Annotated in this window: 28 protein-coding genes and 1 tRNA gene; 12 read left to right on the top strand and 17 right to left on the bottom strand. The window is 68.1% G+C overall.

Features of this window, described 5'->3' with window-relative positions:
• Positions 1 to 23 precede the first annotated feature (23 nt).
• Positions 24 to 1,259 (top strand): low temperature requirement protein A, encoded by a 1,236-nt coding sequence (locus tag H0B43_RS07700; protein ID WP_185730071.1) that lies wholly within the window; start codon positions 24 to 26, stop codon positions 1,257 to 1,259.
• On the opposite strand, the gene H0B43_RS07705 is transcribed toward H0B43_RS07700, so the two are convergent.
• The 9 genes from H0B43_RS07705 to H0B43_RS07745 all read right to left on the bottom strand — a co-directional run bounded on the left by H0B43_RS07705 (position 1,256) and on the right by H0B43_RS07745 (position 11,019).
• Positions 1,256 to 2,098 (bottom strand): DUF427 domain-containing protein, encoded by an 843-nt coding sequence (locus H0B43_RS07705; protein WP_185728471.1) that lies wholly within the window; start codon positions 2,096 to 2,098, stop codon positions 1,256 to 1,258. The two genes, H0B43_RS07700 and H0B43_RS07705, sit on opposite strands and share 4 nt — an antisense overlap.
• A gap of 182 nt (positions 2,099 to 2,280) precedes the next feature.
• Positions 2,281 to 3,435 (bottom strand): lipase family protein, encoded by a 1,155-nt coding sequence (locus H0B43_RS07710; RefSeq protein WP_185728469.1) that lies wholly within the window; start codon positions 3,433 to 3,435, stop codon positions 2,281 to 2,283.
• Complete coding sequence (gene bphC / locus H0B43_RS07715; protein WP_185728468.1) at positions 3,432 to 4,343, bottom strand: biphenyl-2,3-diol 1,2-dioxygenase; 912 nt, start codon at positions 4,341 to 4,343, stop codon at positions 3,432 to 3,434. Before bphC ends, H0B43_RS07710 begins: the two co-directional genes overlap by 4 nt.
• 88 nt (positions 4,344 to 4,431) lie before the next feature.
• Positions 4,432 to 5,610: an acyl-CoA dehydrogenase family protein gene (locus H0B43_RS07720; protein WP_185728466.1), complete on the bottom strand. Its 1,179-nt coding sequence runs from the start codon at positions 5,608 to 5,610 to the stop codon at positions 4,432 to 4,434.
• Between the two features lie 40 nt (positions 5,611 to 5,650).
• Entirely contained in the window at positions 5,651 to 6,709 is a 1,059-nt protein-coding gene (gene dmpG / locus H0B43_RS07725) for a 4-hydroxy-2-oxovalerate aldolase (RefSeq protein WP_185728465.1), read from the bottom strand.
• A 35-nt stretch (positions 6,710 to 6,744) separates the two neighbouring features.
• Positions 6,745 to 7,647, bottom strand: a complete 903-nt coding sequence (locus H0B43_RS07730; protein ID WP_185728463.1) for an acetaldehyde dehydrogenase (acetylating) — start codon at positions 7,645 to 7,647, stop codon at positions 6,745 to 6,747.
• An 11-nt stretch (positions 7,648 to 7,658) separates the two neighbouring features.
• Complete coding sequence (locus tag H0B43_RS07735; protein ID WP_185728461.1) at positions 7,659 to 8,444, bottom strand: 2-keto-4-pentenoate hydratase; 786 nt, start codon at positions 8,442 to 8,444, stop codon at positions 7,659 to 7,661.
• Entirely contained in the window at positions 8,444 to 10,147 is a 1,704-nt protein-coding gene (locus tag H0B43_RS07740) for an FAD-binding protein (RefSeq protein WP_185728460.1), read from the bottom strand. Before H0B43_RS07740 ends, H0B43_RS07735 begins: the two co-directional genes overlap by 1 nt.
• Entirely contained in the window at positions 10,144 to 11,019 is an 876-nt protein-coding gene (locus H0B43_RS07745) for an alpha/beta fold hydrolase (protein ID WP_185728458.1), read from the bottom strand. Before H0B43_RS07745 ends, H0B43_RS07740 begins: the two co-directional genes overlap by 4 nt.
• 197 nt (positions 11,020 to 11,216) lie before the next feature.
• Here H0B43_RS07745 and H0B43_RS07750 point away from each other — a divergent pair, with 197 nt between their 5' ends.
• Positions 11,217 to 11,753 (top strand): flavin reductase family protein, encoded by a 537-nt coding sequence (locus tag H0B43_RS07750; protein WP_185728456.1) that lies wholly within the window; start codon positions 11,217 to 11,219, stop codon positions 11,751 to 11,753.
• Positions 11,754 to 11,786: 33 nt separating this feature from the next.
• Here the strand turns inward: H0B43_RS07750 and H0B43_RS07755 are convergent, their stop codons facing one another.
• Positions 11,787 to 12,680 carry an IclR family transcriptional regulator gene (locus tag H0B43_RS07755; RefSeq protein ID WP_185728454.1) on the bottom strand — a complete coding sequence of 298 codons (894 nt, stop codon included), beginning with the start codon at positions 12,678 to 12,680 and terminating at the stop codon, positions 11,787 to 11,789.
• 202 nt (positions 12,681 to 12,882) lie between these two features.
• Between H0B43_RS07755 and H0B43_RS07760 the strand changes: the two genes are divergently transcribed.
• Together H0B43_RS07760 and H0B43_RS07765 are read left to right on the top strand one after the other, a co-directional pair.
• On the top strand, positions 12,883 to 13,779 hold the full coding sequence (locus H0B43_RS07760) for a TIGR03619 family F420-dependent LLM class oxidoreductase (protein WP_185728452.1): 897 nt from the start codon (positions 12,883 to 12,885) through the stop codon (positions 13,777 to 13,779).
• The gene (locus tag H0B43_RS07765; RefSeq protein WP_185728451.1) at positions 13,776 to 14,258 is read left to right on the top strand and encodes a nuclear transport factor 2 family protein; all 483 of its coding nucleotides are present in this window, start codon (positions 13,776 to 13,778) and stop codon (positions 14,256 to 14,258) included. The genes H0B43_RS07760 and H0B43_RS07765 overlap by 4 nt, the downstream gene beginning before the upstream one ends.
• 63 nt (positions 14,259 to 14,321) lie before the next feature.
• Here H0B43_RS07765 and H0B43_RS07770 read toward each other — a convergent pair whose 3' ends face one another.
• The gene (locus H0B43_RS07770) at positions 14,322 to 15,785 is read right to left on the bottom strand and encodes an MFS transporter (protein ID WP_185728450.1); all 1,464 of its coding nucleotides are present in this window, start codon (positions 15,783 to 15,785) and stop codon (positions 14,322 to 14,324) included.
• A 243-nt stretch (positions 15,786 to 16,028) separates the two neighbouring features.
• On the opposite strand from H0B43_RS07770, the gene H0B43_RS07775 reads away from it, so the two are divergent.
• From H0B43_RS07775 to H0B43_RS07795, 5 genes are all read left to right on the top strand, one after another.
• Positions 16,029 to 16,967: a 3-oxoacyl-ACP reductase gene (locus H0B43_RS07775; RefSeq protein WP_185728448.1), complete on the top strand. Its 939-nt coding sequence runs from the start codon at positions 16,029 to 16,031 to the stop codon at positions 16,965 to 16,967.
• Positions 16,964 to 17,707, top strand: coding sequence for an SDR family NAD(P)-dependent oxidoreductase (locus H0B43_RS07780; protein WP_185728446.1), 744 nt, complete (start codon positions 16,964 to 16,966; stop codon positions 17,705 to 17,707). Before H0B43_RS07775 ends, H0B43_RS07780 begins: the two co-directional genes overlap by 4 nt.
• 23 nt (positions 17,708 to 17,730) lie before the next feature.
• On the top strand, positions 17,731 to 18,564 hold the full coding sequence (locus tag H0B43_RS07785) for a mycofactocin-coupled SDR family oxidoreductase (RefSeq protein WP_185728444.1): 834 nt from the start codon (positions 17,731 to 17,733) through the stop codon (positions 18,562 to 18,564).
• A gap of 90 nt (positions 18,565 to 18,654) precedes the next feature.
• Entirely contained in the window at positions 18,655 to 19,194 is a 540-nt protein-coding gene (locus H0B43_RS07790; protein ID WP_185728443.1) for a MarR family winged helix-turn-helix transcriptional regulator, read from the top strand.
• Between the two features lie 16 nt (positions 19,195 to 19,210).
• Positions 19,211 to 20,173, top strand: a complete 963-nt coding sequence (locus H0B43_RS07795) for a helix-turn-helix domain-containing protein (protein WP_185728441.1) — start codon at positions 19,211 to 19,213, stop codon at positions 20,171 to 20,173.
• On the opposite strand, the gene H0B43_RS07800 is transcribed toward H0B43_RS07795, so the two are convergent.
• Positions 20,163 to 20,765: a metallophosphoesterase gene (locus H0B43_RS07800; RefSeq protein ID WP_185728439.1), complete on the bottom strand. Its 603-nt coding sequence runs from the start codon at positions 20,763 to 20,765 to the stop codon at positions 20,163 to 20,165. The two genes, H0B43_RS07795 and H0B43_RS07800, sit on opposite strands and share 11 nt — an antisense overlap.
• A 218-nt stretch (positions 20,766 to 20,983) precedes the next feature.
• Here H0B43_RS07800 and H0B43_RS07805 point away from each other — a divergent pair, with 218 nt between their 5' ends.
• From H0B43_RS07805 to H0B43_RS07815, 3 genes are all read left to right on the top strand, one after another.
• Positions 20,984 to 21,403: a hypothetical protein gene (locus H0B43_RS07805; protein WP_185728438.1), complete on the top strand. Its 420-nt coding sequence runs from the start codon at positions 20,984 to 20,986 to the stop codon at positions 21,401 to 21,403.
• A gap of 98 nt (positions 21,404 to 21,501) precedes the next feature.
• Positions 21,502 to 21,873 (top strand): hypothetical protein, encoded by a 372-nt coding sequence (locus H0B43_RS07810; protein ID WP_185728437.1) that lies wholly within the window; start codon positions 21,502 to 21,504, stop codon positions 21,871 to 21,873.
• Positions 21,874 to 21,891: 18 nt separating this feature from the next.
• Positions 21,892 to 22,668, top strand: coding sequence for a trans-aconitate 2-methyltransferase (locus H0B43_RS07815; RefSeq protein WP_185728436.1), 777 nt, complete (start codon positions 21,892 to 21,894; stop codon positions 22,666 to 22,668).
• Positions 22,669 to 22,688: 20 nt separating this feature from the next.
• On the opposite strand, the gene H0B43_RS07820 is transcribed toward H0B43_RS07815, so the two are convergent.
• The 5 genes from H0B43_RS07820 to H0B43_RS42790 all read right to left on the bottom strand — a co-directional run bounded on the left by H0B43_RS07820 (position 22,689) and on the right by H0B43_RS42790 (position 26,086).
• Positions 22,689 to 23,480, bottom strand: coding sequence for a glycosyltransferase family 2 protein (locus H0B43_RS07820; RefSeq protein ID WP_213015618.1), 792 nt, complete (start codon positions 23,478 to 23,480; stop codon positions 22,689 to 22,691).
• 268 nt (positions 23,481 to 23,748) lie between these two features.
• Positions 23,749 to 23,825: transfer RNA gene (locus tag H0B43_RS07825), tRNA-Leu, on the bottom strand.
• A gap of 49 nt (positions 23,826 to 23,874) precedes the next feature.
• Positions 23,875 to 24,819: a Ppx/GppA phosphatase family protein gene (locus H0B43_RS07830; RefSeq protein WP_185728435.1), complete on the bottom strand. Its 945-nt coding sequence runs from the start codon at positions 24,817 to 24,819 to the stop codon at positions 23,875 to 23,877.
• A complete protein-coding gene (locus H0B43_RS07835; RefSeq protein WP_185728434.1) occupies positions 24,816 to 25,370 on the bottom strand; it encodes a DUF501 domain-containing protein in 555 nt (184 codons plus the stop codon). Before H0B43_RS07835 ends, H0B43_RS07830 begins: the two co-directional genes overlap by 4 nt.
• Positions 25,367 to 26,086, bottom strand: coding sequence for a septum formation initiator family protein (locus H0B43_RS42790; protein ID WP_185728433.1), 720 nt, complete (start codon positions 26,084 to 26,086; stop codon positions 25,367 to 25,369). Before H0B43_RS42790 ends, H0B43_RS07835 begins: the two co-directional genes overlap by 4 nt.
• Between the last annotated feature and the right edge of the window lie 30 nt (positions 26,087 to 26,116).

Genomic DNA, 26,116 nt, shown 5'->3' on the forward strand with positions numbered 1-26,116 from the left:
GCCTCGCCCACCGCGTCCAGAAGATGGTCGGACGAGATCCACACGAGGAACACCGTGCGGCAACACCGTTGGAGTTGCTGTTCGATCTGACGTTCGTCGTCGCGTTCGGCGTTGCGGGTAATCAGTTCGCGCACCTCCTCGCCGAAGGACACGTCGCCGCCGGGCTGGCGGGATTCTCGTTCGCGATGTTCTCGATCATCTGGGCGTGGATCAACTTCTCCTGGTTCGCCTCGGCCTACGACACCGACGACTGGATCTACCGGGTCACCACCATGATCCAGATGATCGGCGTCGTCATCCTGGCGCTCGGCATGCCGCCGATGTTCGCGTCCATCGACCGCGGAGTCGAACTCGACAATTCCGTGATGGTGTCCGGGTACATCGTCATGCGCGTCGCGATGGTGTTCCAGTGGTTGCGCGCCGCCCGGCACGACCCCGACCACCGTTCCGCGTCACTGACCTATGTGACGACGCTCGTTGTCGCGCAGATCGGGTGGGTCGCCTTGGTGATCGCGCCGCTCACCGTCGAGTACGCGTTCGGCCTCGGCGTGATACTCATCCTGTTCGAGATGAGCGGCCCCGTCATCGCCGAACGGTACAAGGGCGGAACACCCTGGCACGCACACCACATCGTCGAGCGTCACGGACTGCTCGTGATCATCACGCTCGGCGAGGGTGTGATCGGCACCGTGACCTCGCTGTCCGCCGTGGTCGATCACCAGGGCTGGACGCTGGACGCGATACTCGTCGCGGTCGCGGGCATCGGACTCACGTTCGGACTGTGGTGGGTCTACTACACGCTGCCGTCGGCGGAGATACTCGAGGTGTATCGCAACCGGTCGTTCGTCTGGGGATACAGCCACATCGTGCTCTTCGCGTCGCTGGCCGCGGTGGGGGCCGGGCTGCATGTGGCGGCGTACTACATCGAACACGCGTCCCACCTCGGCGCGACGGCAACGGTGCTCTCCGCTGCCGTGCCCGTCGCGATCTTCCTCGCGGGGGTGTACCTGCTCTACACCTATCTGGTGCGGGTTCCCGACCCGTTCCACATCCTGCTCCTCGTCCTGACCGCGGCGACGATCGCGCTCGCCCTGGTGCTGGCGGCGCAGGGCGTGTCGATGGCATGGTGCCTAATCGTGGTGATGCTGGCACCGGTCGTCACCGTCGTCGGATACGAGTTGCTCGGGCACGCTCACGAGGCCCGGGCGCTCGAGGTCGCACTCGGCCGCGCGGACGCCGGTGCCGGCGAGGATCACTAGGACCAGGGAGTCACCGGCCGGGGCCGGGCCACACCGTCGACGACCAGATCGATGCGCTCGTCGAAGAACGCTACGAGCCCCCGCACTTCCGACGCGTCGACGAGCGGCTCGTCGTAACGCCATGCGATGTCGTCGAGCACGCCGTCGGCGGTGACGACGGACGAGTAGGCGGCCTCACCCTTGTAGGCACAGTAGGTTGTCGTCGTACTCGGTCGCAGTTCCGCGACGACGTCTTCGGGCGGCAGGTAGTAGCGGACCGGCAGCATCGTCTCGAACAGCATTCGAGCCCGTCTGGTGTCGGCGAGGAGCGTGTCGCCCAGCATCACCCGAATGTGCCGGGACGTGCGGCGGACGTCGATGCGCTGGAACGGGTCGTGCGGATGCCCGACGATCTCGTCGTCCTCCTCCAGCCAGCGGTCGAAGCCGTCGAAATCGAGCACCACGTAGCCGCTCAGATCCGGGTCGGCGGGCAGGAAACCCGCCGCCGACCGTGCACCGCCGGTGCGGATCTCCACGGACTCGCCCTCCGTGCTGCGCACCGAGAACGGCACCCGCGGATCGAGTACCCGCATCGTCGTCACGTCCGGCAGGGCGAACCCGGCGTCGCCGGTCTCGTCCGTCCGCGCCGCGCCGGGCGGCTGCGGTGACAACTCCGCGGCGACGTCCTCCGCGGGCACCGCGTACGTGGGGACGACACGCCTCGGTTCCCAGACCAGAATCGCCCGGTCGCTGTCGACCACCGTGGTCCCGTTCAGCACGGCGCGGATCCGTTTCGCCGTCGGCTCGTAGCGAAGCTCGCGCAACTCTTGTCCGATGGTGTCTCGACGTCGCAGGCCCATGAGTTCGAGACTAGGCCGAGTCGGCGGGTCAGGCCGAGGGAGGCGATGAGGTCCTCGTGGAGTTCGAGCCGCCGGTGGTAACCGGCGAACCGGGCGGCGACCCGGTTCAGGCGCTACTGGGCGGCCTGCGCCGAACCGAGGCCGAGCGCCTCCGCGATGTGCGGCCAGTCAACACCCTGTGCTCAGCGAGCGAGGATCCCGGCGACGAACTCCTGCGCGTCCTGCTGCGCCGCCCCGATCGTCCCGCGGTGATCGACGCCCTCGTACGTCCGGTACGTCAATTCGTTCCCGTTGTCCTGCAACGTCTTCACCATCAAGTCCGTCGACGGCTTGCTCACCACCCGATCGCCGGAACTCTGCGCGACCAGCGTCGGGACCTGCACGTGGACCCTCGACGGCTCCTGGCGCACCAGGTAGTCGGTCAGCGGTCCCAGATCGGCGTCGGGACGGAAGACCTGATCGGCGGGCACGGGCGGCACCTTGCGAATGTCGTCGATGCACCCGGTCCGCGCCGTCGTCAACAGCGGTTGGGCCTGCTCCGTCAGCAACGCCGACGGGTCGATGGCCGGATCCGCGGCCTGGGCTCCGAGGAGGATCAGCGGGAGGAACGACTCGGCCGCTTCGATGCCCGGAACACCCGAGCGGAAGTACTGCGGCGTCTGGTCGAGTCCGCTTCCCGGAGCGATTGCCACGGCGCCACCGAGATTCAACTCCGGTGCGCGCTCCGCGCCCTGGGCCGCGGTGAACAGCGCCGCCTGACCACCCTGGCTGTGACCGATCACGAACCACGTCGCGCCGACGGCCGGATCCATGTCGCGGGCGGCGCGGACGATGTCCACGACAGCGTTCGCCTCCGTGTCGCCGTTGACATACGGATGGATACCCGGCGTGCCCAGACCCTGGTAGTCCGTGCTCACCACGGCGTACCCCTTCGCGACCCAGTCGTCGAGGAACGCGTCCACCCCGGTGAGATAGCCGTGGGCGGGGCCACCCGCGAAATCCGCGGACGGGGCGCAGGCGTCCGCGACGCCGGTCGTGCCGTGCGCCCAGCTGATCACCGGATACCCGCCCTCGGGTGCCGGTGTGCGGGGGATCGACACGGTGCCCGACACCACGACCGGGTCGCCGTTGCCGTCCTGGGATGCGTAGGTGATCACCTCGTTCCGTCCGGCGCTCGGCAGCGCGGGACCGTCGTCGACGGCTCGGGACGAGAGAAGTTGACCCGGCCGGAGCGCGTCCGGGTCCGTCGCCGTCTCGGATGATGCAGTGGAACAGGCACTTCCGCCGAGGAGGACGAGCGCGGCCATCACGCCGATCCGGGCCCGTGACGCCGTCACGAGAACGCCGCCAGCGGCTCGGAACCCGACCAGTCGTGACCCCAGTAGCTGTCCGCGGTGATCTCCTCGGCGGTGTAGTGCGCCTCGTCGACGAGCGTGCCCTCGGTGCCGAACTCGAGGTCCCAGCCGCCGGGAGCGCGTACGTAGAACGACACCATGCGGTCGTTGGTGTGACGGCCGAGGGTCGACGAGATGGAGAATCCGAGCTTGCCGAGCCGGTCGAGTGCCTGGCCGACGGCGTCGAGGGTGTCGACCTCCGTCATCAGATGCACCATCCCGGGTTCGCCGCTGTGCGGCGCCGGGCACAACGCGAGACTGTGATGGCGCTGGTTGACACCCATGAACCGCACCCGGCGGGCCGGTCCCGGGGCGTCGGCCGGTCCGAGCCGGATCGCGCCCCGGGGCAGGAAACCCAGCACCTCGGTGTAGAACGTGTAAGTCTCCTCGAACGCGGGCGTCGGGAGGACCACGTGCCCCAGTCCCTGCGCGCCCGTGACGAAACGGCCGCCGTGCGGAGTGACTACCGGGCTGTGGTCGAGCACCGGCCCGAAGAACACCTCCACCCCGGTGCCGGACGGATCGTCGAACGCGATCACCTGCTCGGCGTCGCGGTATCGGGACTCCTCCTCCGAGAGCACGGTCACCTCGACACCGGCCTTCTCGACGGCCTCGCGCACCCGCTGCAGAGCGAACTGGTCACGCACCTCCCACCCCACGGCGAGCGCCCGGTCCGTGTCGCCGGGCAGGACGATCAGCCGGGACCGTCGCTCGTCGACGCGCAGATAGAGGCCGTCGGGCTCGGGGCCGGAACCCTCGGCCATGCCCAGCCCGTCCACGACCAGCTCACGCCAGCGTGGCACGTCCTTCGTCTGGATCCGCAGGTAGCCGAGCCCTCGGATGTCGGTCATGTGGAAGTCCTTTCCTGGAGGCGGCTCCGCCACCCGTGCGCCTTTCTGGTTGCTGGAACTACCAAAAAGGCGCACGGGCGCGAAGCGCCTAGATCATGGAGCGGTGGATGCCCTGGGGTTCTCCGCCGAGCTGGGTCAGAGCCGAGGAGTGGAAGATCGATCCGGGCACGTGGATGGCGTGGGAGAGGCCCGCGTGGGCGTCGCGCCAGAAGCGTTGCATGGGTGTCTTCAGTTGCAGCGCACCGCCACCGGAGCGCGCGAAGATCTCGTCCACGGCGCGCACTGCCCGCCAGGCGGCGGCGGTCTGGGTGCGCCGGCCGATGGACCGCAGTTCGAACGACACCTCCTGGCCCTTCTCGGTCATGTCCCAGAACCGGTCGACCGTCTCGAGGATCGCCGCGCGCGATGCCGCGATCTCCGCGGCCGCCTCGCCGATCGCGAACAGCACGTACGGGTCTTCCTTGATTGCGGTGCCGGAGACGGTGATGCGTTCGCGCTGCGCGTTCAGGTGGCAGGCCAGCGCGCCCTCGGCGATGCCGATGAGCGAGGACGTGATGCCGAGCGGGAAGATGCAGGAGAACGGGAAGTTGTAGAGCGTCTGGGTTCGGCCGAACGCCTTCGGCGCGGATCCGTCGAACACCTTGTCGGCCTGCAGCGTCCGGTGCTGCGGGATGAATGCATCCTTGACGATCAGGTCCTTGGAGCCGGTGCCGCGCAATCCGACGACGTTCCAGCTGTCCTGGTCGATGTCGTAATCCGAGCGCGGGAGCAGCACGTGCAGGATCTTCGGGGGCATCACTCGGTTGCCGTCCCGGTCACCGACCGCGGCGCCGATCATGATCCACCCGCAGTGGTCGGTACCCGAGGAGAAGGACCACCGTCCGTTGAGGACGTAGCCGCCGTCGGTCGGCACGGCCACGCCCATCGGGGCGTACGGCGAGGCCATCCACATGTCGGAATCCTCGCCCCACACCTCGTCCTGCGCGGTGCGGTCGAAGAACGCCAGTTCCCAGGGGTGGACGCCGACGATCCCGCTGACCCAGCCCGCGGCCCCGTCGATGGCGCCGATGCCCATCGCGGTCTCGGCGAACTCGCGCGGATGCGATTCGTAGCCCCCGTACTCCTTGGGCTGCAGCATCCGCATCACGCCGGAGTCGCGCAACCGTTTCGCGGACGTGTCGGACAGGCGCATCAGCCTGTCGCCCTCGGCGCCTTCCGCGCGGATCTCGTCCGCGTACTGTTCGATCCTGGCAAGAACCTGGCCCATGATGATCTCGGCTTTCTGGTGTCGGTACCCGGCGAAACGCCTAGGCGGACTTCTTCTCGGCGACGGCGGCTTCCGCGGACTTCCGGTCCGCGAGGCCGAGCGCGATCTCGATCAGCTGGTCCTCCTGACCACCGACCAGCTTGCGCCGGCCGGCCTCGATGAGGATCTCCGCGCCCGAGACCCCGTACCGGCGGGCGTGGGAATCCGCGTGCTTGAGGAAGCTCGAGTACACACCCGCGTAGCCCATGGTCAGCGACAGCCGATCGAGCAGGCAGTCGTCGTCCATGATCGGCCGGACGACGTCCTCGGCCGCGTCGATGATCTTCAGAGTGTCTATGCCCGTGCGGATTCCGAGTTTCTCGGCGACGGCGGCGAACGCCTCGACCGGGGTGTTCCCCGCTCCGGCGCCGAAACGCCGGGTGGATCCGTCGATCTGCAGGGCGCCGGCCTCGACGGCGAGCACCGAGTTGGCGACACCGAGGCCGAGGTTCTCGTGCCCGTGGAAGCCGACCTGGGCGTCGTCGCCGAGTTCGGTCACCAGTGCGGACACCCGGTCGCTGACGCCGGTCAGGATCAGGGCCCCGGCCGAGTCGACGACGTAGACGCACTGGCAGCCGGCGTCGGCCATGATCCGGGCCTGCCTCGCGAGGACCTCCGGCCGCTGACTGTGCGACATCATCAGGAACCCGACCGTCTCCAGCCCGAGGTCGCGGGCGAGACCGAAATGCTGGACGGAGATGTCGGCCTCGGTGCAGTGTGTGGCGATGCGGCAGATACTCGCGCCGTTGTCGGCGGCCTCGCGGATGTCGGACTGGACGCCCAGACCGGGGAGCATGAGGAACGCGATCTTCGCCTGCTCCGCCGTCTGCACCGCGGCCTTGATCAGCTCCTGCTCCGGGGTGTGGCTGAAGCCGTAGTTGAACGAGGAGCCGCCGAGTCCGTCGCCGTGCGTGACCTCGATGACCGGGACCCCGGCGGCGTCGAGCGCCCCGACGATGGAGCGGACGTGTTCGACGGTGAACTGGTGGCGCTTGGCGTGGGAGCCGTCGCGCAGCGACGAGTCCGTCACCCGGATGTCGAGATCAGCACTGTAGGGCATCGGTATTCCTTCGAAGAGTGAGTGGGCGGACGCGCTCAGACGCTGGCGCCGAGGATCTGCGTCGCGAAGCTCTCGCCGACCTTGGTGGCGGCGGCGGTCATGATGTCGAGGTTGCCGGAGTAGGGCGGCAGGAAGTCGCCCGCGCCCTCGACCTCGAGGAAGATGCCGACCCGGGCGAGCCCGCCGCTGATCGGTGTCGGGTCGTCGAATTGGGGTTCGGCGCGCAGCCGGTAGCCGGGGACGTAGGCCTGCACGGACGCCGCGACGTCGCGGATGGACGCGGTGATCGCGTCCCGGTCGGCGTCGGCGGGAATGGAGCAGAACACGGTGTCCTTCATGAACATCGGCGGTTCGGCCGGGTTCAGGATGATGATCGCCTTGCCCTTCTTCGCGCCGCCGATCGTCTCGATGCCGCGGCTCGTGGTGATCGTGAACTCGTCGATGTTCGCGCGGGTGCCCGGGCCCGCGGACGGCGACGCCACGCTCGCGACGATCTCGGCGTACGCCACGTCGGCGATCCGGGAGACGGCATGAACCATGGGAATGGTCGCCTGGCCACCGCAGGTGATGAGGTTGACGTTCGGCGCAGTCCGGTGCTCGCCCATGTTCACGGCAGGCACGACGGCGGGTCCGAGCGCGGCGGGGGTGAGGTCGACGGCCTGGATGCCGAGTTCCTCGTAGCGGGGGGCGTTCGCCCGGTGCACGTACGCGGACGTGGCCTCGAACACGATGTCGGGACGCTCGTTCTGGGCGAGCAACCAGTCGACACCCTCGGCGCTGGCGATCACGCCCCGGTCCGCGGCGCGCTTCAGTCCCTCGCTCTCGGGGTCGACGCCGATCATCCAGCGCGGTTCGATGATCTCCGAGCGGAGCAGCTTGTACATCAGGTCGGTGCCGATGTTGCCGGATCCGACGATCGCGGCGAGAGCCTTGGTCACAGTTGTCGCCTTTACTTGAATTCTACTGATACGGAACCGATGTCACTGAAGTCGGCGCGGAACACGTCGCCGGGCCGGGCGTCGATCGCGCGGGTGCACGAACCGGGCAGGATCACGTGCCCGGCCTCGAGCCGCACACCGAAGCTCGCGACCTTCCGGGCCAGCCAGGCGACGGCCTTCGTGGGATTGCCGAGCACCGCCGACGCCTCGCCCCGCGCGATCTGCTCGTCGCCCCGGAAGAGCATCGCGGAGATCCCGCCGATGTCGACGTTCGACGGCTCCACACGTCCGGCGCCGAGGATCACCCCGGCCGAGGACGCGTTGTCGGCGATCGTGTCGGCGAGCCCGATCTTCCAGTCCGTGATGCGGGAGTCGATCAGTTCGATGCTGGGAACGATGTATTCGGTGGCCGCGAGCACGTCCGCATCGGTGCACCCCTCCCCCGGCAGGGTCTCGCCGAGGACGTACCCGATCTCCACCTCGATCCGCGGGTAGCAGAACTGCGCGGTGTCGATCGGCGTTCCCTCGGCGTGCACCATGCTCGAGAGCAGATGTCCGTAGTCGGGCTCGTCGACACCCATCATCTTCTGCATGACCTCGGAGGACAGTCCGACCTTGTGGCCGTACACCGTTTCCCCCGCCGCCAGCCGCGCCCGGATGTTGAGCAGCGCGATCTCGTACGCGTCGACGACGTCGATGTCCGGAAAGACTGTGGTCAGCGGGTCGATGGGGGCGCGGTCCTGTTCGGCGTTCCGCAGGAGGCGGGCGGCCGACTGCCGCTGCGCGTCGCTCAGCATCACGCCACCTCACCCGCACGTGAGTGCTGTCGTGTGTTCGGGGACTCGTTACCACTCACCTGGGCGGCGTGCTGCGCGGCGATGTAGCCGAACACCATCGCGGGGCCGATGGTCGCGCCGGCCCCGGCGTATTCATTGCCCATCACCGACGCCGACGTGTTGCCGGTGGCGTACAGACCGTCGATTACGGATCCGTCCTCGCGGAGCACCCGCGCGTCGGCGTCGGTGACGAGGCCGCCCTTCGTGCCGAGGTCGCCGGCTTCGCAGCGGATCGCGTAGAACGGTCCCTGCGTGATCTCGTCGAGGCACGGGTTCTTCATCGTCGGGTCGCCGTAGTACCGGTCGTACGCGCTGTCGCCGCGGCCGAAGTCCTCGTCCTTGCCGGAGCGGGCGAAGCCGTTGAACCGGTCGACGGTCGCGACGAGGGTGTCGGCCCTGACACCGATCTGCTCGGCGAGGTCGCGCAGCGTGTCGGCCTTGTGCACGACGCCGGAGTCGTAGAACCCCTGCGGGAACGGCACTCCCGGGAGCACCTGCGCGAAGGGGTACCGCGACTTCGCCTTGCCGTCCATCACGAACCACGCCGGGACGTGCCCGCCGTCGAGTTGATCGTGCACGAAGTTCACATACGGCGACGACTCGTTGGTGAAGCGTTCGCCGCGACCGTTCACGATCACCGACGGCGGAATGCACCGCTCCGACACGAGCGGGATCACGGCGCCCATCGGGTGCAGCACCGACGGCATCCACCAGGCGTCGTCCATGAGGTCGACGGCGGCACCGAGTCGCTGACCCGCGACGATGCCGTCGCCGGTGTTCTCGCGGGCGCCCGCGCTGAGGTCCGGGGCGCCGTGCCGCGGCAGGTACTTCGCGCGCATGTCCTGGTTGTGATCGAATCCGCCGGTCGCGAGCAGCACACCGCGGCGGGCCCCGATCCGGACCGTCCGTCCGTCGCGATCGGCGAGCACACCGATGACCACTCCGGCGTCGTCGACGATCAGTTCGGTCATGGACGTCTTCAACCACAGCGGCACTCCGGCGTCCTCGAGGACCATCCGCATCCGTGCCACCAGCGCGCGTCCGCCGGTGGCCATGTGGCGCCGGCGGATCACGTTGGACGCCACCCGCCACGCCGCCACCAGTGACGCCTTGCGGCCCTTCCACGTGCGCTTGACCATGGCGAGGTCGTGGTAGTCCTTGGACGTGACCCACAGGCCCAGCGGGCCTTTCATGCTGTTGGGACGCTGGAACTTCTCGTTCTCCTTCAGCGCCCGGGTGTCGAACGGCGTGCATTCGATGGTGCGCCCGAGCGGACGGCCGCCCTCGTACTCCGGGTGGTAATCGGAATAGCCCTTCACCCAGTAGAGCTTCATGTGCGGACTGCGGTCGAGCAGGTCCATCAATTCGGGGCCCTTGTCGACGAACGCGTCGAGGCGGTCGGCGGGAACCGTGCCCTCGGTGATGATGTCGAGGTAGCGGCGGATCGACTCCCTCGTGTCGATCACACCCTTCCGACGCAGCGTGGGGGCGTTGGGTATCCAGATGCCGCCCCCGGAGATGGCGGTGGATCCGCCGAACGTCGCGCCCTTGTCGATGACGAGGGTGTCGAGTCCGCGGTGGGCCGCCGTGATCGCGGCGGCCATTCCGCCGCCGCCGCTACCGACGACGAGGAAATCGACGGTGCTGTCGAAGCTTTCGCTCATCGTCCGCTGCCGTCCTTGCGGAGGAGGAAGGCGAGGACGGCACTCTCGAAGGCCGTCTTCTGCTCGATCATCGCCCAGTGCCCGCAGTTCGGGAACACGTGCAGCTCCGCCTCGGGAATCGACCGCATCGGGATGATCGCCATGTCCAGTGGGCTGACCCGGTCGTCGCGACCCCACGTGAGCAGTGTCGGGGCCGTCACCTTGTGCAGCTGAGCCCAGTACGGGGTCGCGTCGGACTCGAGTGCGGCCCGGGCGCCCGCCGCGAACGCCGCCTTGCTGTACATCTTGCGGGCGCTGGCGAGCGTCTCCGGATCCGTGGCCTGCGTCCAGCGTTCCTCGATCAGTTCCTCGGTCACCATGGCGGGATCGAACACCATCGAGTGCAGCCACGCGATCAGGCGTTCCCGGGTGGGGTCGTCCGTGAACTCCATCAGCAGGTTGATGCCCTCACCGGGGCCGGGGCTGAACAGGTTCCTGCCGATGCCGCCGATGGTGATCAGTTTGGCGACCCGGTCGGGATGCGCGATCGCGAACTGGGTGGCGACGATGCCGCCCATCGAGTTTCCGAGAATCGCGACCTCGTCGAGTCCGAGCCCGTCGAGAAAGCGGAGCACCGCGTCACCGGCAGTGAGCATCGGATGACCGCCGAAGTCGTCGCTGACCCCGAACCCCGGGAACTCCAGGATGAAGGTGCGGAAGTGCTCGGCGAAGACGCCGAGGTTGCCGCGGAAGTTGCGCCACCCCGTCACGCCGGGGCCGGAGCCGTGCAGCAGGAGCAGAGGCGGACCGTCGCCGGCCTCGTGGTAGCGAAGCACGCCGAGGTCGGTCTTCAGCTCCTTCAGGGTGCCCTCGTAACTCGAGTCAGTCGTCATGGTCGATCACGTTGCCAGCGCGCCCCCCGCTCGGACAGAAGCGATCCCGGTCAGCGAGACACCGCCCGGCCGCGGAAGACACCCGACGGGGATTTCCACTGACCGAGACGGCATCTCGTGACACTTCGGCGCCGTCCCTAGCCTCGGGGACGATCGTCGAACGGGTCGGCGACGGAACAGCACTCGGAGGCGATCTGATGGCACCCGAACCGGCCGACACGAAGCCTGGCACACGCGCGGACGCACCCTCACCGGACGAGATGCGCCGCGCCCTCGGCCAATTCGCCAGTGGCGTCACGGTGGTGACCGGACTCGACACGGAGGGTCCGGTGGGGTTCACGTGCCAGTCGTTCGCGTCGGTGTCGCTGGAGCCGCCGCTGATCCTGTTCTGCGCCGACCACCGGGGGCGGGCATGGCCGCGCATCCGGCGGTCGGGCCGGTTCACGATCAACGTGCTGCACGAGGACCAGACGGACCTGTGCTTCCGATTCGGTTCGAGTCGGGGTTCCAAGTTCGACGGGCTCGAGTGGGAGCGGTCGCGGTGGTCGACGCCGGCGCTGCCGGGGGTCCTGCTGCGCGTGCACGCGGACGTGCAGTCGGTGCACATCGCCGGTGATCACGACGTCGTGATCGGACGCGTCCGCGAACTCGAATCGGTCTGCGAGGAGCGTCCGATGGTGTTCTTCCGGGGCGGTTTCGGCGTCGACGCCGCTTCGCGGCCCGTGCGCGCGTAGCGAGTCCGGAGACTCGTCACACCCGCACGGGGGCTACAGCCACTGGCCGGACTGCACCGCGAGAAGCTGATCGAGGGTCTCGGTCGACCATGAGTTATCCGGAATCTCCGGAGTCCGGCGCCCGCGACGGGGTGCGCCCAGTTCGGGGTGCAACGTCCGGGTGACTTCCCGGGCGGCGTCGACGACGAGCGGGGCGACGCGTTCGAGTTGGACGGTGCGCGCGTCCCCGCACAACGAGATACCGGCCACCGGTCCGTCCGCGCTGCGGACGGCGACACCGACGCAGCCGATTCCGCGGACCGCCTCACCACGCTCGAATGCGAGACCGCGGCGCTGCCGGATCCGGTTGAGTTCCTGGTGCAGCGTGGACAATTCGGTGATCGTGCGGTCCGTGCGGCGGCCCAGCCGCGGCCCGTACAGGCCGTCGACCTGCTCGGGGTCGACCCACGCGAGCATCGCCTTGCCGCCCGCGGTCGTGTAGGCGGGAACACGCCCGCCCACCCGGGACGGCAGGGTGGCGGCCATCCGCCCGCCCACCTTGTCGAGGTACACGCTGTCCGCGCCGTCCAGCACGGCGAGGTGCACCACCATCCCGGTCTGCATGTGGAGTTCGTGCAGCAGCGGCGCCGCGGCCGCCCGCACCTGGCTGTGCCCGTTGTCGCCGCCGCCGAGGCCCATCGCACGCCGTCCGAGGCAGTAGCCGAAGCTCGCGTGATCGACCCAGTCGAGGCGGACGAGCTGGTCCAGGATGCGGTGCACCGTGGACCGCGGCAGCCGGGTGCGGCAGGCCACCTCTTCGAGGGTCAGACGCGACGTGCGGCCGTCGAACGCGTCGAGGATCAGCGTCATCCGCTCGACCATCGACGGGGGCAGATCCTTCTTCGCAGCGGGTACCGACAGTGCATCATCCGAATCGACGACAGTCATCGACGCCTCCAAATATCCTGGTCACACGCATACGTCCGACGAAAATTGAAATGAATTCTTAAAATACTAACAGCCGTGCGCGTCGCTGGGAAGAAATTGGGCAACCATCGCGTCCGGTGACCGGGAATGCCCGCACGGCCCTCGGGCACCTCGAGTACAACGGTGACCACACACCGATCCCCGACAGCGGAGTCACCCACAGATGCACATAGGAATCGCGCCGCCCATCGTCATCGCGCACCCCTCCGTCCGCGCGGACTGGGAAGCCTGCGCCGGGATCGCGGAGTTGACCGCGATCGCCCGGACCGCCGACCGCCTCGGCTACCACCACCTCACCTGCAGCGAGCACGTCGCCGTGCCCACCGACGTCGCCGTGGAACGCGGCGGCACCTACTGGGACCCGCTCGCGACCCTCGGGTTCCTCGCCGCCCACACCGGTGGCATCCGCCTGGCCACACAGGTTCTGGTACTCGGGTACCACCACCCACTCGAGATCGCCAAGCGGTACGGCACGCTCGACGTCGTCAGCGGCGGACGCCTCGTGCTGGGCCTTGGCGTGGGCAGCCTGCGGGAGGAATTCGACCTGCTCGGCGCCCACTTCGACGACCGGGGCGCCCGCGCCGACGACGCCCTCGCGGCGCTGCGGGCGTCGCTGTCGCACCCGCGGCCCGAGTACCACGGCAGGTTCTTCGACTTCGACGGCGTCGTCGTGGAACCGCACGCCGTCCAGCCGCGGGTCCCGCTGTGGATCGGGGGACGGACACTGCGATCCCTGCGCCGCGCGGCGACGCTCGGCGACGGGTGGGTGCCGTTCGGCCTGTCGCTCGAAGAGTTGTGCGCCCTGCTCGGCAAGGTCGATCTCCCCGAAAAATTCGAGGTGGTCCTCAGCGCCGGCGCGCCGCTCGACCCGATCGGGTCCCGCGACGCCGTCGCCCGTGCACTCGAACGACGACGCGACGCCGGGACCACCGTCGTCAGTGCCACCCTCGCGTCCACGAGCGCCGACCACTACTGCGAGCAACTGGACGCCCTCCGGCAACTCGGCGACCAACTCGGCCTTTTCTTCCGCACCCCCACCGAAGACAGGATCCGCCCATGACCGGCACCGATGAACTCGTCCGCGCACTCGCCGAACGGGTCACCGCGCTCGAAGACAAGATCGCCATCCTCGAACTGATGACCGCCTACGGCCCCGCCATCGACAGCGGTTCCGCCGACGCCGTCGCGCGGCTGTGGACCGAGGACGGCGTGTACGACGTCGACACCGGAGTGATGCGCGGACATGCGGCCATCACGGCGATGGTGCAGTCGCAGGCACATCAGGGCTGGATCGGCGGCGGTTGCGCGCACATGCTCGAGCCCGGGCACGTGCGCGTCGACGGCGACACCGCCGTGGCCACGTGCAAGTCGCAGTTGATCATCTCCGACGACAACGGGTTCCGGGTGCACCGGATCACGGCAAACCGGTGGGAACTTGCCAAGATCGACGGTGAGTGGAAGGTGACCCGACGGATCAATCGACTGCTCGACGGCCGCGAGGAGGCGCGCTCGCTGCTTGCCGCGGGTGTACGTGCCTGACTGCAGACACCGGCACGAGGCCCGCACTGCTGCGGGCCTCGTGCCTTCTGCGCGGAGGGAAGGTCAGGCGGCCATCTCCGAGGTGGGCGCCGCCACGTCGGCGGTGCGGTCGATCCTGTTGCGGGTGAGCAGGAGTCCCATCACCGCGGCCAGCAGTCCGGCGACAGCGAGCGTGAAGAACGCGTAGACGAATCCCTTCTCCGAGTACTGCGCGGCGCGGCCCACCAGCACGACACCGGGGATCGCGACGATCGCGATCATCACCTGGCTGCCGATCGCGCTCCCCAGCGAGCCAGACAGGTTGAGCATTCCGCCCGCGATACCCTGCGTGTGCGCCGGCACGGTGCGCATGATGAGGTTCGGCAACGTCGCCGACGCGGAACCGAGGCCGAGGCCGATCACCAACTGTCCGAACATCATCTGCGCCGTCGAGTCGTGCAGCGTGGCGAGCAGGACCGAGCCGAGCGCGAGGGAGGCGCCGCCGAACACCAGCACCGGTGCCGCACCGATGCGGCGCGTGAAGTACCCGCCGACGGGGCCCGCGATCATCGACACGACGCCCGTGGGAACGGTGTAGATCGCGACGGCCAGGGCGGTGACGCCGAATCCGTAGCCGAGACCGAGGCCGGGATCGGTCATCACGAACATCGGGATCAGCATCGAATGGCTCACCAGGACGAACTGGACGAAACCACTGGCGGCCAGCGTTTTCGCGACGGGTCCGTGCTTGAGCATCTGCAGGTCGATGAGCGGTTCCTTGGGCGTACGTTCGTAAAGCAGCCAGCCAGCGAGAACGGCAAGACCGCCTCCCACGCACAGCAGCGTCTGCGGGGCGGTGTATCCCCATGCGGTGGCCTTGCCGATGCCGAACAGCAGCACGAAGGCGCCGAGTCCGAGGATGACCGCGCCGAGCACGTCGAGCTTCGACCGAGTCCGCAACGTGGTCTCGGGAACGAAGAGCGCGACCGCGATTCCGGCAATCGCCACGTGGAGGAGTTGCGCCCAGAACACTCCGGTGTAGCCGAAGTGGTCGATGAGGTAGCCGCCGATGATCGGGCCGAGGATGGTACTGGCGCCCATGCCGGTGGCGACGAAGCCGACCGCCACGGGAATGATCGACGGGGGCAGGATGTCTCGGATCAACCCGTAGGCGAGCACGAGGATGGCCATGCCCGCACCCTGGAGCCCGCGGCCGACGAGAAAGAGTTCGAAGTTGGGGGCCAGCGCACCGAGGAGTGATCCGGCGCCGAATACGGCGGCGGACACCAGCATCATCCGCTTCTTCCCGTAGATGTCGCCGAGTTTGCCGACCAGCGGAGTCGACGCGGCGAGCATGAGGGTGACGATGGTGATCACCCAGCCGACGTTCGCGGTGCCGAAGTGTTTCGCGATCTCCGGCAGCGCCGGGGTGACGAAGTTGTAGGCGAGCGGGATGACTTCGACCAGAAGGATGATCAAGGCCAGGAGGGCGAACGACTTCCCGCGCGAGAGGGGTGCGCGCTCCGCCTCGCCTGGGGACAGGGGCATGTTATGCATATGTGACTCCGGGGGATTCGTGAGGATCAGCACGCCCAACCTGGCATGCCGCCCAGTGACGTCGACCACAGTTCCCACTCACCGAGACCTGCCCGCTGCCGGTGTCGTCGACACCGAATCCGCAGAAGAAATAGAAAACATTCCTGCACAAGATCGCACATATGTAGTGACTGATCAGTTGTTCATGCGATACAACTAGAATGAAATCTAATTTCCTTCCCATCAGGAGTAGCCATGACGGAATCACTCAGCCTCACCGGACGCACCGCCGTCGTCACCGGCGCCGGCGCAGGCCTCGGCCGGGCCGAAGCCCTCGCACTCGCCGCCGCCGGAGCCGCAGTCGTCGTCAACGACACGGGCGACGGCGCACACGAGGTGGCCGCGGAGATCACCGCGACCGGCGGCCGCGCCGCCGCCGTCACCGGCGACGTCTCCGACTGGGCGCTGGGCGAACGCCTCGTCCATGCGGCCGTCAGCACCTTCGGGTCGATGGACATCCTCGTCAACAACGCCGGAATCCTCCGCGACAAGATGATTTTCAACCTCTCCGAATCCGACTGGGACGACGTCATCCGTGTTCACCTCAAGGGGCACGCCGCCACGTCCCGCGCGGCGGCCGTGCACTGGCGCGAGGCGAGCAAGGCCGCCGGAGGCCCGGTGTACGGGCGGGTCGTCAACACGTCGTCCGAGGCGTTCCTGTTCGGGTCGGCGGGCCAGCCCAACTACTCGGCCGCGAAGGCCGGGATCACCGCACTCACCCTGTCGACGGCGCAGGGACTGTCCCGCTACGGAATTCGGGCCAACGCGATCTGCCCGCGGGCAAGGACGGCGATGACCGCCGACGCGTTCGGCGAGAACACGGCCGACGCGGGACTCGACCCGTTGTCGCCGGAACGGGTGGCCACCCTCGTCCACTACCTGTCCTCCCCCGCCGCCGACGAGATCAACGGTCAGGTGTTCGTCGTGTACGGCAGGATGGTCGCGCTGATGGCGGCGCCGAAGGTCGAGAACCGCTTCGACGCAGCGGGTTCCGCGTTCTCGCCGGAGGAGCTCGACGGCCTCCTCACGCCGTACTTCGCGGGCCGCGGACCGTACGAGAACTACGCGGCGTTCAGCGTCGCCGAATTGGAGAAGGCCGCGCTGGCGACCGGCGACACGGCCGCTGTGCGATGAGGCTGCACGGTAAGACGGCGATCGTGACCGGCGGCGCCGGCGGGATCGGTCGGGCAATCACGACCGTGTTCGTCCGCGAGGGCGCGAACGTCCTCTTCGTCGACATCGACGACGAACGCGGCCGGGCACTCGAGCAGGAACAGGGAGCGAACGCCCGCTTCGTGCACGCCGACATCTCCCTCCGTGAGTCCGCCGAGCAGATCCGGGACGCGGCGGTCGCAGCGTTCGGGTCCGTGGACGTGCTCGTCAACAACGCCCACGCGTCGCGTCAGGCGCTGCTGATCGACCACACCCAGGAGATGTTCGACCTCTCGTTCCAGACCGGGTTCTATCCCGTGGTGCACCTGATGCAGGCCTGTTATTCGCAGCTGAAGGCGGCGAAGGGCTCGGTGATCAACTTCGCGTCCGGGTCCGGGCTCGACGGCATGCCCACGCAGACGTCGTATGCCGCGGCGAAGGAAGCGATTCGCGGCGTGAGCCGGGTGGCGGCCAACGAGTGGGCGGCCGATCAGATCCGGGTCAACGTGATCTGCCCGTTCGCCGCGACCGAGGGCGTCGTCGCCTGGCAGGAACGGTTCCCCGACCGCGCCGCCGCCTCCGTCGCGAAGGTTCCGCTGCAACGCATCGGCGATCCCGAGACGGACATCGCGCCCGTCGCGGTGTTCCTCGCCTCCGACGATTCCCGCTACATGACCGGACAGACACTGATGGCGGACGGCGGCAGCATCAAGCTTCGCTAGTTCGCCGGACAAGGAGAACGACGATGGAAGACTTCGAGGGCCGAGTCGCCCTGATCACCGGCGGCGCCCGCGGCCAGGGCCGCAGCCACGCGGTCGGGCTGGCCGAACGCGGCGCCGACATTGTCCTGTGCGACCGCTGCGAGGACAGCGCGGCGGTGAACTATCCCCTGGCGGCCGCGGCCGACCTCGACGAGACCGCCGAACTGGTGCGCGCCGTCGGCCGCCGATGCCTCACCGCCAAGGCGGACACCGCCGACCGTGCCGCGATGGACGCACTGGTCGCGGAGGCCGAATCCGAGTTCGGGGGGATCGACATCGCGGTCGCGAACGCCGGCGTCTCGGTGGCCGCTCCGGTGCAGTCACTCACGCAGGAGCAGTGGTCGGAGGCGATCGGTTCCAACCTCACCGGCGTCTTCAACACGGTCGGAGCGGTGGCGCCCGGCATGATCCGGCGCGGATACGGGCGGATCGTCACCATCTCGTCGATGCTCGGCCGGGCCGGCAGCACCAACATGGCGGCGTACGCGGCGTCGAAGTGGGGTGTCATCGGGCTCACCAAGAGCGCGGCCCTCGATCTCGCACCACACGGTATCACCGTGAATGCGATTGCGCCGGGCAATATCTCGACGCCGATGATCCACAACGACGCCCTCTACCGACTGATGCGCCCCGACCTCGAGGCACCCGGCGCGGACGATGTGGAACCGGTGTTCCGCAGCCTGCACGCCCAGCCCGTCCCATGGTTGGACGCGGCCGAGATCAGCCGGGTGGTGCTGTTCCTCGCAGCGGAGGGCAGCGCACACATCAGCGGCACCGTGCTGCCCGTCGACGCGGGCAATGCGGCCCGCGGCCTGTGAGTACTCATCAACCGCCCGACGTCGACAAGTACTCGCGAGACGGGTTGGTCAATGCTTTGACTACATCGCTTCCGGCGCTAGTCTGAATCCATGCCCGAGGAGACGACCGACCAGAGCAATTTGGATTTTCTGTCCTTCGTGGACTTCGCGGTCGGCAAGACCGTCGACGAGTTGCCCGACGTCGACCCTGTCTCGATGCGGCTCGTTCTCGCGTTGCACCGGGTGACCAGCGCCCTCGTCTACGACCTCGAGTCCGCGGTCCACCGGCCCAGCGGGTGGAGCTGGCCCGGGTTCCGGGTGCTGTTCGTGCTGTGGCTCGCCGGACCGTGCGAGGCCAAACGGGTGGCGTCGCTGTCCGGGATGAGCAGGTCGGCGGTGTCTGCCCTGGTGAACACGCTGGAGCGGGACGGTCTGGTGACACGACAGCCGTCCACCGGAGACCGCCGCGCCGTCGATCTCGACCTGACCGACGCCGGACACGACGCCATCGTCAGTACCTATTCCACGCACAACAAGCGCGAGCAGGCGTGGACCGAGGCGCTGACACCGTCGGAGCGGCTGGCCCTGATCGGGTTGCTGGAGAAACTGGCGTCGGGAACGGCGGCGCAAGACGCGATCACACGCAGCTGAAGCCGGTGCACAGGGCATGAGCAGTCTCTTCCACCCCGGCGACCAGAGCCTCGTCTCGTTCGACGAGTTCCGCGAGTCGGTGAGCGACGCGTTCGTACCGCTCGAGATGACGTCGGACAACCGCGACGAATTCCGTGGCGTCGTTCGCGGCGCAGCGGTCGGCGCGGTCCGGATCACCGAGATCGTCGCGGCCCCTCACGTTATTCGGAGGACGCCGCGGACCATCCGCGCTTCCAACCCCGACTACTTCAAACTCGGACTGCAGGTGCGCGGCCGCTGTGTTCTGACGCAGGACGGCCGGGAAGCCGCGCTCACCCCCGGCGACTTCTCGATCTACGACACCACCCGGCCGTATCAACTGTCCTTCGACGACCGGTTCCAGATGCTCGTCGTGATGTTTCCCCGGAATCTCCTGCGCGTTCCATCCGACGGCGTCGCCCAGCTCACCGCGTCCCGGGTCTCGGGCACGCACGGGCTCGGCGCCCTCGTCACCCCGCTGCTGCGTGGACTCGGCGAGCAGATCGCGGACGCGTCCCCCGCAGTCGCCGTCCACCTCGGTGATGCCGTCCTCGACCTGGTCGGCGCCGCATTCGCGGAGCAACTTCACCTCGTCGACGGGCGGGCCCCGACGTCGCGCCGGGACGACCTGTGGGTCCGGGTCACCGCGTTCATCGACGATCGGCTCGCCGACCGGGAATTGGATCTGCATTCGATCGCGGCCGCGCATCACATCTCGGTTCGGCACCTGCAGAAGCTGTTCGAGGCCGAGGGTGACACGGTGAGTGCGTGGATCCGGCGGCGCAGGCTCGAACGGTGCCGACGCGACCTGGCCGACGACCGCTACCGCGATCTGCCGGTCTCGGCCATCGGTGCGCGCTGGGGATTCGTCGACGCCGCCCACTTCTCCCGGCTCTTCAAGAACACCCACGGATCGGCGCCCGGCACCTACCGCGCCGAAGCCGCACTCCTCACGGGGTAGGCGAGTCGGATTCGATGATCTCGGCAACCTCGTCGATGTGGACCGGTCTGCGCCAACTGTCCCAGCCGACATGGATCTGCCGCGGGTGAACGGACGGGTCGAGCACGCCGGACTGGTGAGTGTGCCCGTGCAGCAACCAGTCTCCCTCGTCCTGCAGGCGGTATTGCACACCCCGGTCCTCCGCGGTGTGGTCGCCGGTGTACGGGAAATGGGAGAGCAGCACCGTGCGGCCCGCGATCTTCCGTCGGGCGAACAGCTGCACCGACGCGAACGTGTCGAGAAAGACGCGCTGCCTCACATGGCTGTTGCGGTTCGCCATCGGATGGCACGAGTCGTGGTTGCCCGGGACCAGGTGCAGTTCGACGTTCCGCGCCCGCGCCAACTCGCCCAGCGCACGGAGCGCCCAGTCCTCGGCCGCCCGGCCTCCGACGGTGACGTCGCCCAGGACCCAGAGTTCGTCGCCACTCACCACGGCGGCCCCGATGCTGTCGAGGATGGACTCGTCGTGCGCGTCGATCTCCTTGTCGAAGCCTCGGATCTCCACCAGCCGCGCGTGCCGAAGGTGCAGGTCGGACGTGAACCAGACGCTCATGATCCTCCTCTCCGAAAGGGTCGTGGCCGACCGTCGCCCGGTACACGGTATCGGGCCCTGCCGACAGGATCACCGACCCGGACCATTCAACCGCCACCGTGCGGCGCGCCCAAACACCCGCTCGCTGCGTCCCAGCGGATACCGGTCCGGGGTGCGATACTCCCCGTGGCTCCTGCCTCGTATCAACCGGTAACCGAGAAGTCCGGAAGGATGCACCGATGAAGGTCACGATTGCACGAACCGTAGGAATGTCCACCGCTGTCGCCGGCGCGGCACTGCTCGCCGCACCCACCGCATCTGCGGCACCCGAGGACCTCTCCGTGGACATCGCCGTCGATGGCAACGCGATAGTCATGGACGTCGCGTACGACGTTCCCGGCGCCGTGCTGTGTGTGCTGAACGTCGTCCCCGCCGAGGGAACCGTCCCCGCCGCCGTCGTGGGACCCACTGTGGTGATGGGTGAGGACGACGGCGAACTGCGGGCTACTGTCGATCCCGGCAAGTACCTGGTGCAATGGTCCTGCTCGAGCATTCCGTCGTTCGAGCAGTGGGGCATCGAGGACCCCATCACCGTCACCGTCACCGACACGTCCGGACCGGGCGGCGGGGGCTCGTCCGGCAGCCCGTTCGGCAGCTGACTACCGCACGGTAGGAAATTCGGGGCGAATGCGTAACGAAACCGACGTGAGCGGGGATTGACAGTACGGAATCCCGCAACGGACAGGAACCCTCCGCCATGGCTACCGTCACGCACATCGATATCGCTCGCGCCCGCCGCTCCCGTCGGGTTCTCTTCATCGGCAACCCCACACGGTACAAAGAAGTGTCGCACTGGGCGATGGTCAAGCAGTGGATGGTGGTCCACGGACTCGAGCCGGTCCGGAAGATGGACGGCCCCGCGCTGTGCGCGATCGTCACCGAAGACGTCCTCGACGGCGTCGGCTCACCCCAGGACGCACAGGCGATCCAGAATGCTCGTGAACAGGGCATTCCGTGTATCAGCGTCCACGACAGCACCCAGATCTGGCAGGCCACCGCCCGGGTGCGTGCGAGCATCGCGCGATCCGCGGGCGGCGCACACTCGAGCCCGCACCACCAGGGAGCCTGAGAGAACCGGGCCACCGGCATGGTCGATTGGGACGGCGAAGGGTACGCGGACGTCGGCGCACTCCAGCGGGCCGTCGCGGAGAACACCATCGCCGAGCTCACCCTCACGGGCACTGAAACCGTGCTCGACGTGGGGTGCGGCGACGGATTCGTCACCCTCCGGATCGCCGAACGACTTCCCCGAGGTTCGGTGATCGGAGTGGACGCGTCGCCGCGGATGATCGAGAAGGCTCGATCCAGGGCGGTGCCGGACGGTGCCCGCGCAGAGTTTCGGGTGGCCGACGCACTCGACCTCCCCTTCCACGACGAGTTCGACATCGCGGTGTCGTTCAATGCACTGCACTGGGTCCCCGACCTGCGGAACGCGCTGGCCGGGATCGCCCGCAGCGTCGTGGACGGCGGACGCGTGATCGTCCAGATGGTCTGCGCGAGCCCGCGGACCAGCGTCGAAGACGTCGAGATGGCCGTTTCCGCGCGCCCGCGCTGGGCGGAATTCTTCACCGGCTTCACGGCACCGTACATCCACATCGAGCCGGAGAAATTCCGCGACCTCGCCCGTGAAGCGGGACTCGACACCACCGACCTCGTCGTCCGCGACGTCGAATGGGACTTCGGTTCCCGGGAAGAATTCACTCGGTGGTGCACCGTCGGATCCACCGACTGGACCACGCACCTCGACGACGCAGACGTCCCCGCATTCATGGACGACGTCGTGCGCGAGTACGAGCAGATCTCCGGACGCCCCGGACTGTTCCTCTTCACCCAGATGCGGGCGGAACTCGTCCGGACGCCCTGACAGCAGCGCGGCGGCGGATCCTAAGCTGACACTTCCTCGGCCAGCGCGCAGGGCTGCGGCGCGTGCTTGAACTTGTCGCGCCATTTCCGCCCGTAGACGGTGCTCATGCCGCCCCGCAGACCACGAATTGCGTCGAACAGGTAGCGGAGATTGTGTGTATTCGCGGTAGCCGTCTTTCTGCCCAGGTGATTCATGTACGACATCTCGGTGAGATAGATGCCGAAGCCGGCGTCCGCCACACGCAGGCACCAGTCCAGATTGGCGCCCCACCCGTATTTCCCGAATGTGCGTTCATCGATTTCGCCGGCGGCCTCCCAGGCGCCCGCGCTGATCATCATGGCCGTGCCGTCGAAACAGGGCACCTGCCAATAGCGCTCGACCGGCTCGTACTCGGCTGCGGGGCCATCGAATTCGGCCTTCTGCCAACCATGCCCCCCGGTATCGTCGTACATCGGGCCGATGAGACCCGCGTCGCCCGGCAATCTCTCGTCGAGCACACCGGCGAAGAATCCCGGCGACAGGCGGGTGTCGTTGTTCAGCGTCATCGCGTGGGTATAGCCCTCACGGAACGCGATGCGAAATCCCAGGTTCGAACCGCCGGCCCACCCGAGATTCGTCCCCGGCGTGGCGACACGCTCGGCCGCGTACGGCACGTAGTCGCCGCGATTGTCGACGACGAGAACGTCGACCAGATTCGACTCACGAAGAATCTCGGGAATGAGATCGTGTGTCATCGCGATCTGGCCGAACACGGGGACCACTACAAGACATCTTTTTGCCGAGCTTCGCGGGCTCACTGTCGATCTCCCCATTTCTTCCGGCTGATTTACTCGAACGGTGCGCCGAAGCGCCGCTCCCTGCTTGAACCGACCTGCTCCACGAAAAGGTACACAACCGACCGGTCCGCTTCCACAGGAACTTCTCAGACTCGTCCGTTCGGTCGACACCGAACCGTGTGAGGAACCGCGAACCGGGGAAGCGAACATCCTCGGGATTCCACGTCAGGTTGCCGGTAGGCCGAGAATATGGGCAACGTCATCTGACCGCCGCTGGTCTGCACATAGCCGCTGACGATGGTGGTGGTGCCCCCAGTCGGACTCGAACCGACACTGTGCGGATTTTAAGTCCGCTGCCTCTGCCAATTGGGCTATAGGGGCTAGCGGTCGCCGAGGGGTGGCTCGGCGACCGTGCGCAGATCACCCTAGCTCAGGCGATCGACAATGCGATTCCGTCGAGGATGTCGTGTTCGCTGACGACGAGGTGGTCGATTCCGGCCTTCTTCTCGAATGCATCTGCCAGCACCAGGGTCACGATCGCGCCGCCGCCGATGACGTCGACCCGCCCAGGGTGCATCGGACCGAGCGCGGCGCGTTCGGTGTGGGTCATGGCGATCAGCGAGTTGCAGACCTCCCGCAGCCGCGGCAGTGAGATGCGGGAGAGATGCACCTGCTCGGCGTCGTATTCGGGCAGTTCTTTCGCGAGCGCGGCGATCGTAGTCATGGTCCCGGCGACGCCCACCCAGGTGTGGGCCTGTTCGACAGGAACGCGGGCGAAGGCGTCGTCGAGACGCTCCTGCGCGAACGCCCTTGCGTCCTCGACCTGTGCGGGCGTCGGCGGGTCGTCGTGGAGACACCGTTCGGTGATGCGCACGCACCCGATGTCGGTGGAGAACGCCGCGTGGACGCCGGATTCGTCGCCCAGCACGACCTCGGTGGAACCGCCGCCGAGGTCCACCACCACGAACGGTCCCTGCGCCGGATCCAGTTCGCCGACCGCGCCGGTGAACGACAGCCGCGCTTCCTCGTCGCCGGTGATGACTTCGGCGCCGGCGCCGGCGATCACGGCACCGAGCACCTCTCGGGTCATCGAGAAGAAATCGTCCCGGTTCGATGCGTCGCGGGTGGCCGACGTGGCCACCATGCGGACAGCGGTGGCACCGGCCTCCGCGATCATTCCGGCATACTCGGCCAACGCGATCCGAGTGCGTTCGATGGCCTCGGGCGCGAGACGCCCGGTGGCGTCGACGCCCTGGCCGAGCCGAACGACCCGCATCTCGCGGCGCACGTCGTGCAGTGCGCCACGGTCGTCGACGTCGGCGATGAGCAGGCGGATGGAGTTGGTGCCGCAGTCGACGGCAGCGACCCGCGTCACCGCTCGGGGCTTTCGACGTCGTCGATGCCGGGCCAGTCCGCGGGGATCGCGGTACCCCGCAGCTTGCCACCGGCAGCGGACGCGGCGAGGGCGACGGACTCGTCGCCCAGCGGGTTGACGCCCGGCCCCTTCGCCAGCGAGTGCGCCATCAGCACGTGCAGGCACTTGACGCGCTCCGGCATTCCACCGCCGGTGAAGTCGGTGCCGAGGGGCTCGATGGCGTCGCGCTCGGCGAGATACGACTGGTGGGCGCGCAGATATGCGGCCGCGAGTTCCGGATCCTGCGCGAGGCGCTCGGTCATCTCGCGCATCACACCCGCGGACTCCTGCCGGCTGGCTTCCGCGGTGAGTCGCGGGTCCGTCAGGTAGTACAGCGTCGGGAACGGGGTTCCGTCGGGAAGTTTGGGCGCGGTCTTCACGACGCCGGGCTTGCCGTCGGGACTGCGGTACGCGATCTCGAGCACTCCGCGCGGCTCGCGGCCCAATTGGGCGGCGACGGCGTCGAGGTCTTCCTGCGGCACGGGGCTGGACGGGTCGGACGAAGTGGTCACCCGGTGGGTTCTCCTGGTTCTGGCGGTACGGGCGGCGGGACCACGGGGGGCGCCGACGCCGGCGCCGGCTGCACCTCGGGTGCGACCGGCGGTTCTGAAATGGTCTTCCACAGGTCGGAGTACCAGGGGCCCGCCATCTCGGCGTCCTTCTCCTCCGGCTTCTCCGGCTCCTTGTAGTCGCCGGGCAACTGCACCTGGAACGGGGTGTCTCCGGGTTTCACCCAGCGGAGCCGGCCCCGCGCCTGCGCCTCGATGTAGGCGGGATCCGAGTAGCGCTCCTCGAGCACCCGCAGGTCCTTCAATTCCTTCTCGAGTTGAACCTGTTCCGCCGCAATACGATCCGCCTCACTGCGCTGGGTGAGGTAGTTGCGCAGCGGCACTGCGAGGGTGAGGGCGAGAAGCAATACGACCATCACGAGGATCAGCGCCCGGCCGGTCGACAGCCCGAGGATCGTGTGCTCGGACCGTGTGATGCGGGCGGCCCCGGTCGCGCCCACCCGTCTGGGGCGGGCGCGGCCGGGGAGCACCTTGCCGGTGTCGGCGCCATCGACCGACTCCGGTTTGCCGTCGGCCTGACCGGGAGTCGACTTGGTGGTGCGGGGACGCCGCGCTCCGGGCGCGCCGTCCGCGCGGCTTCCGCGCGCGCGTTCACCACGCCCGGAGCCCCGGCCGCCCGGACTGGCTCCGGACGACCGCGGCCTACCGCGCTGTACCACCTACCCCAACACCCCTTACGTCGAACTGTC

Source organism: Rhodococcus sp. 4CII (genome assembly GCF_014256275.1).
Lineage (GTDB): Bacteria > Actinomycetota > Actinomycetes > Mycobacteriales > Mycobacteriaceae > Rhodococcus_F > Rhodococcus_F wratislaviensis_A.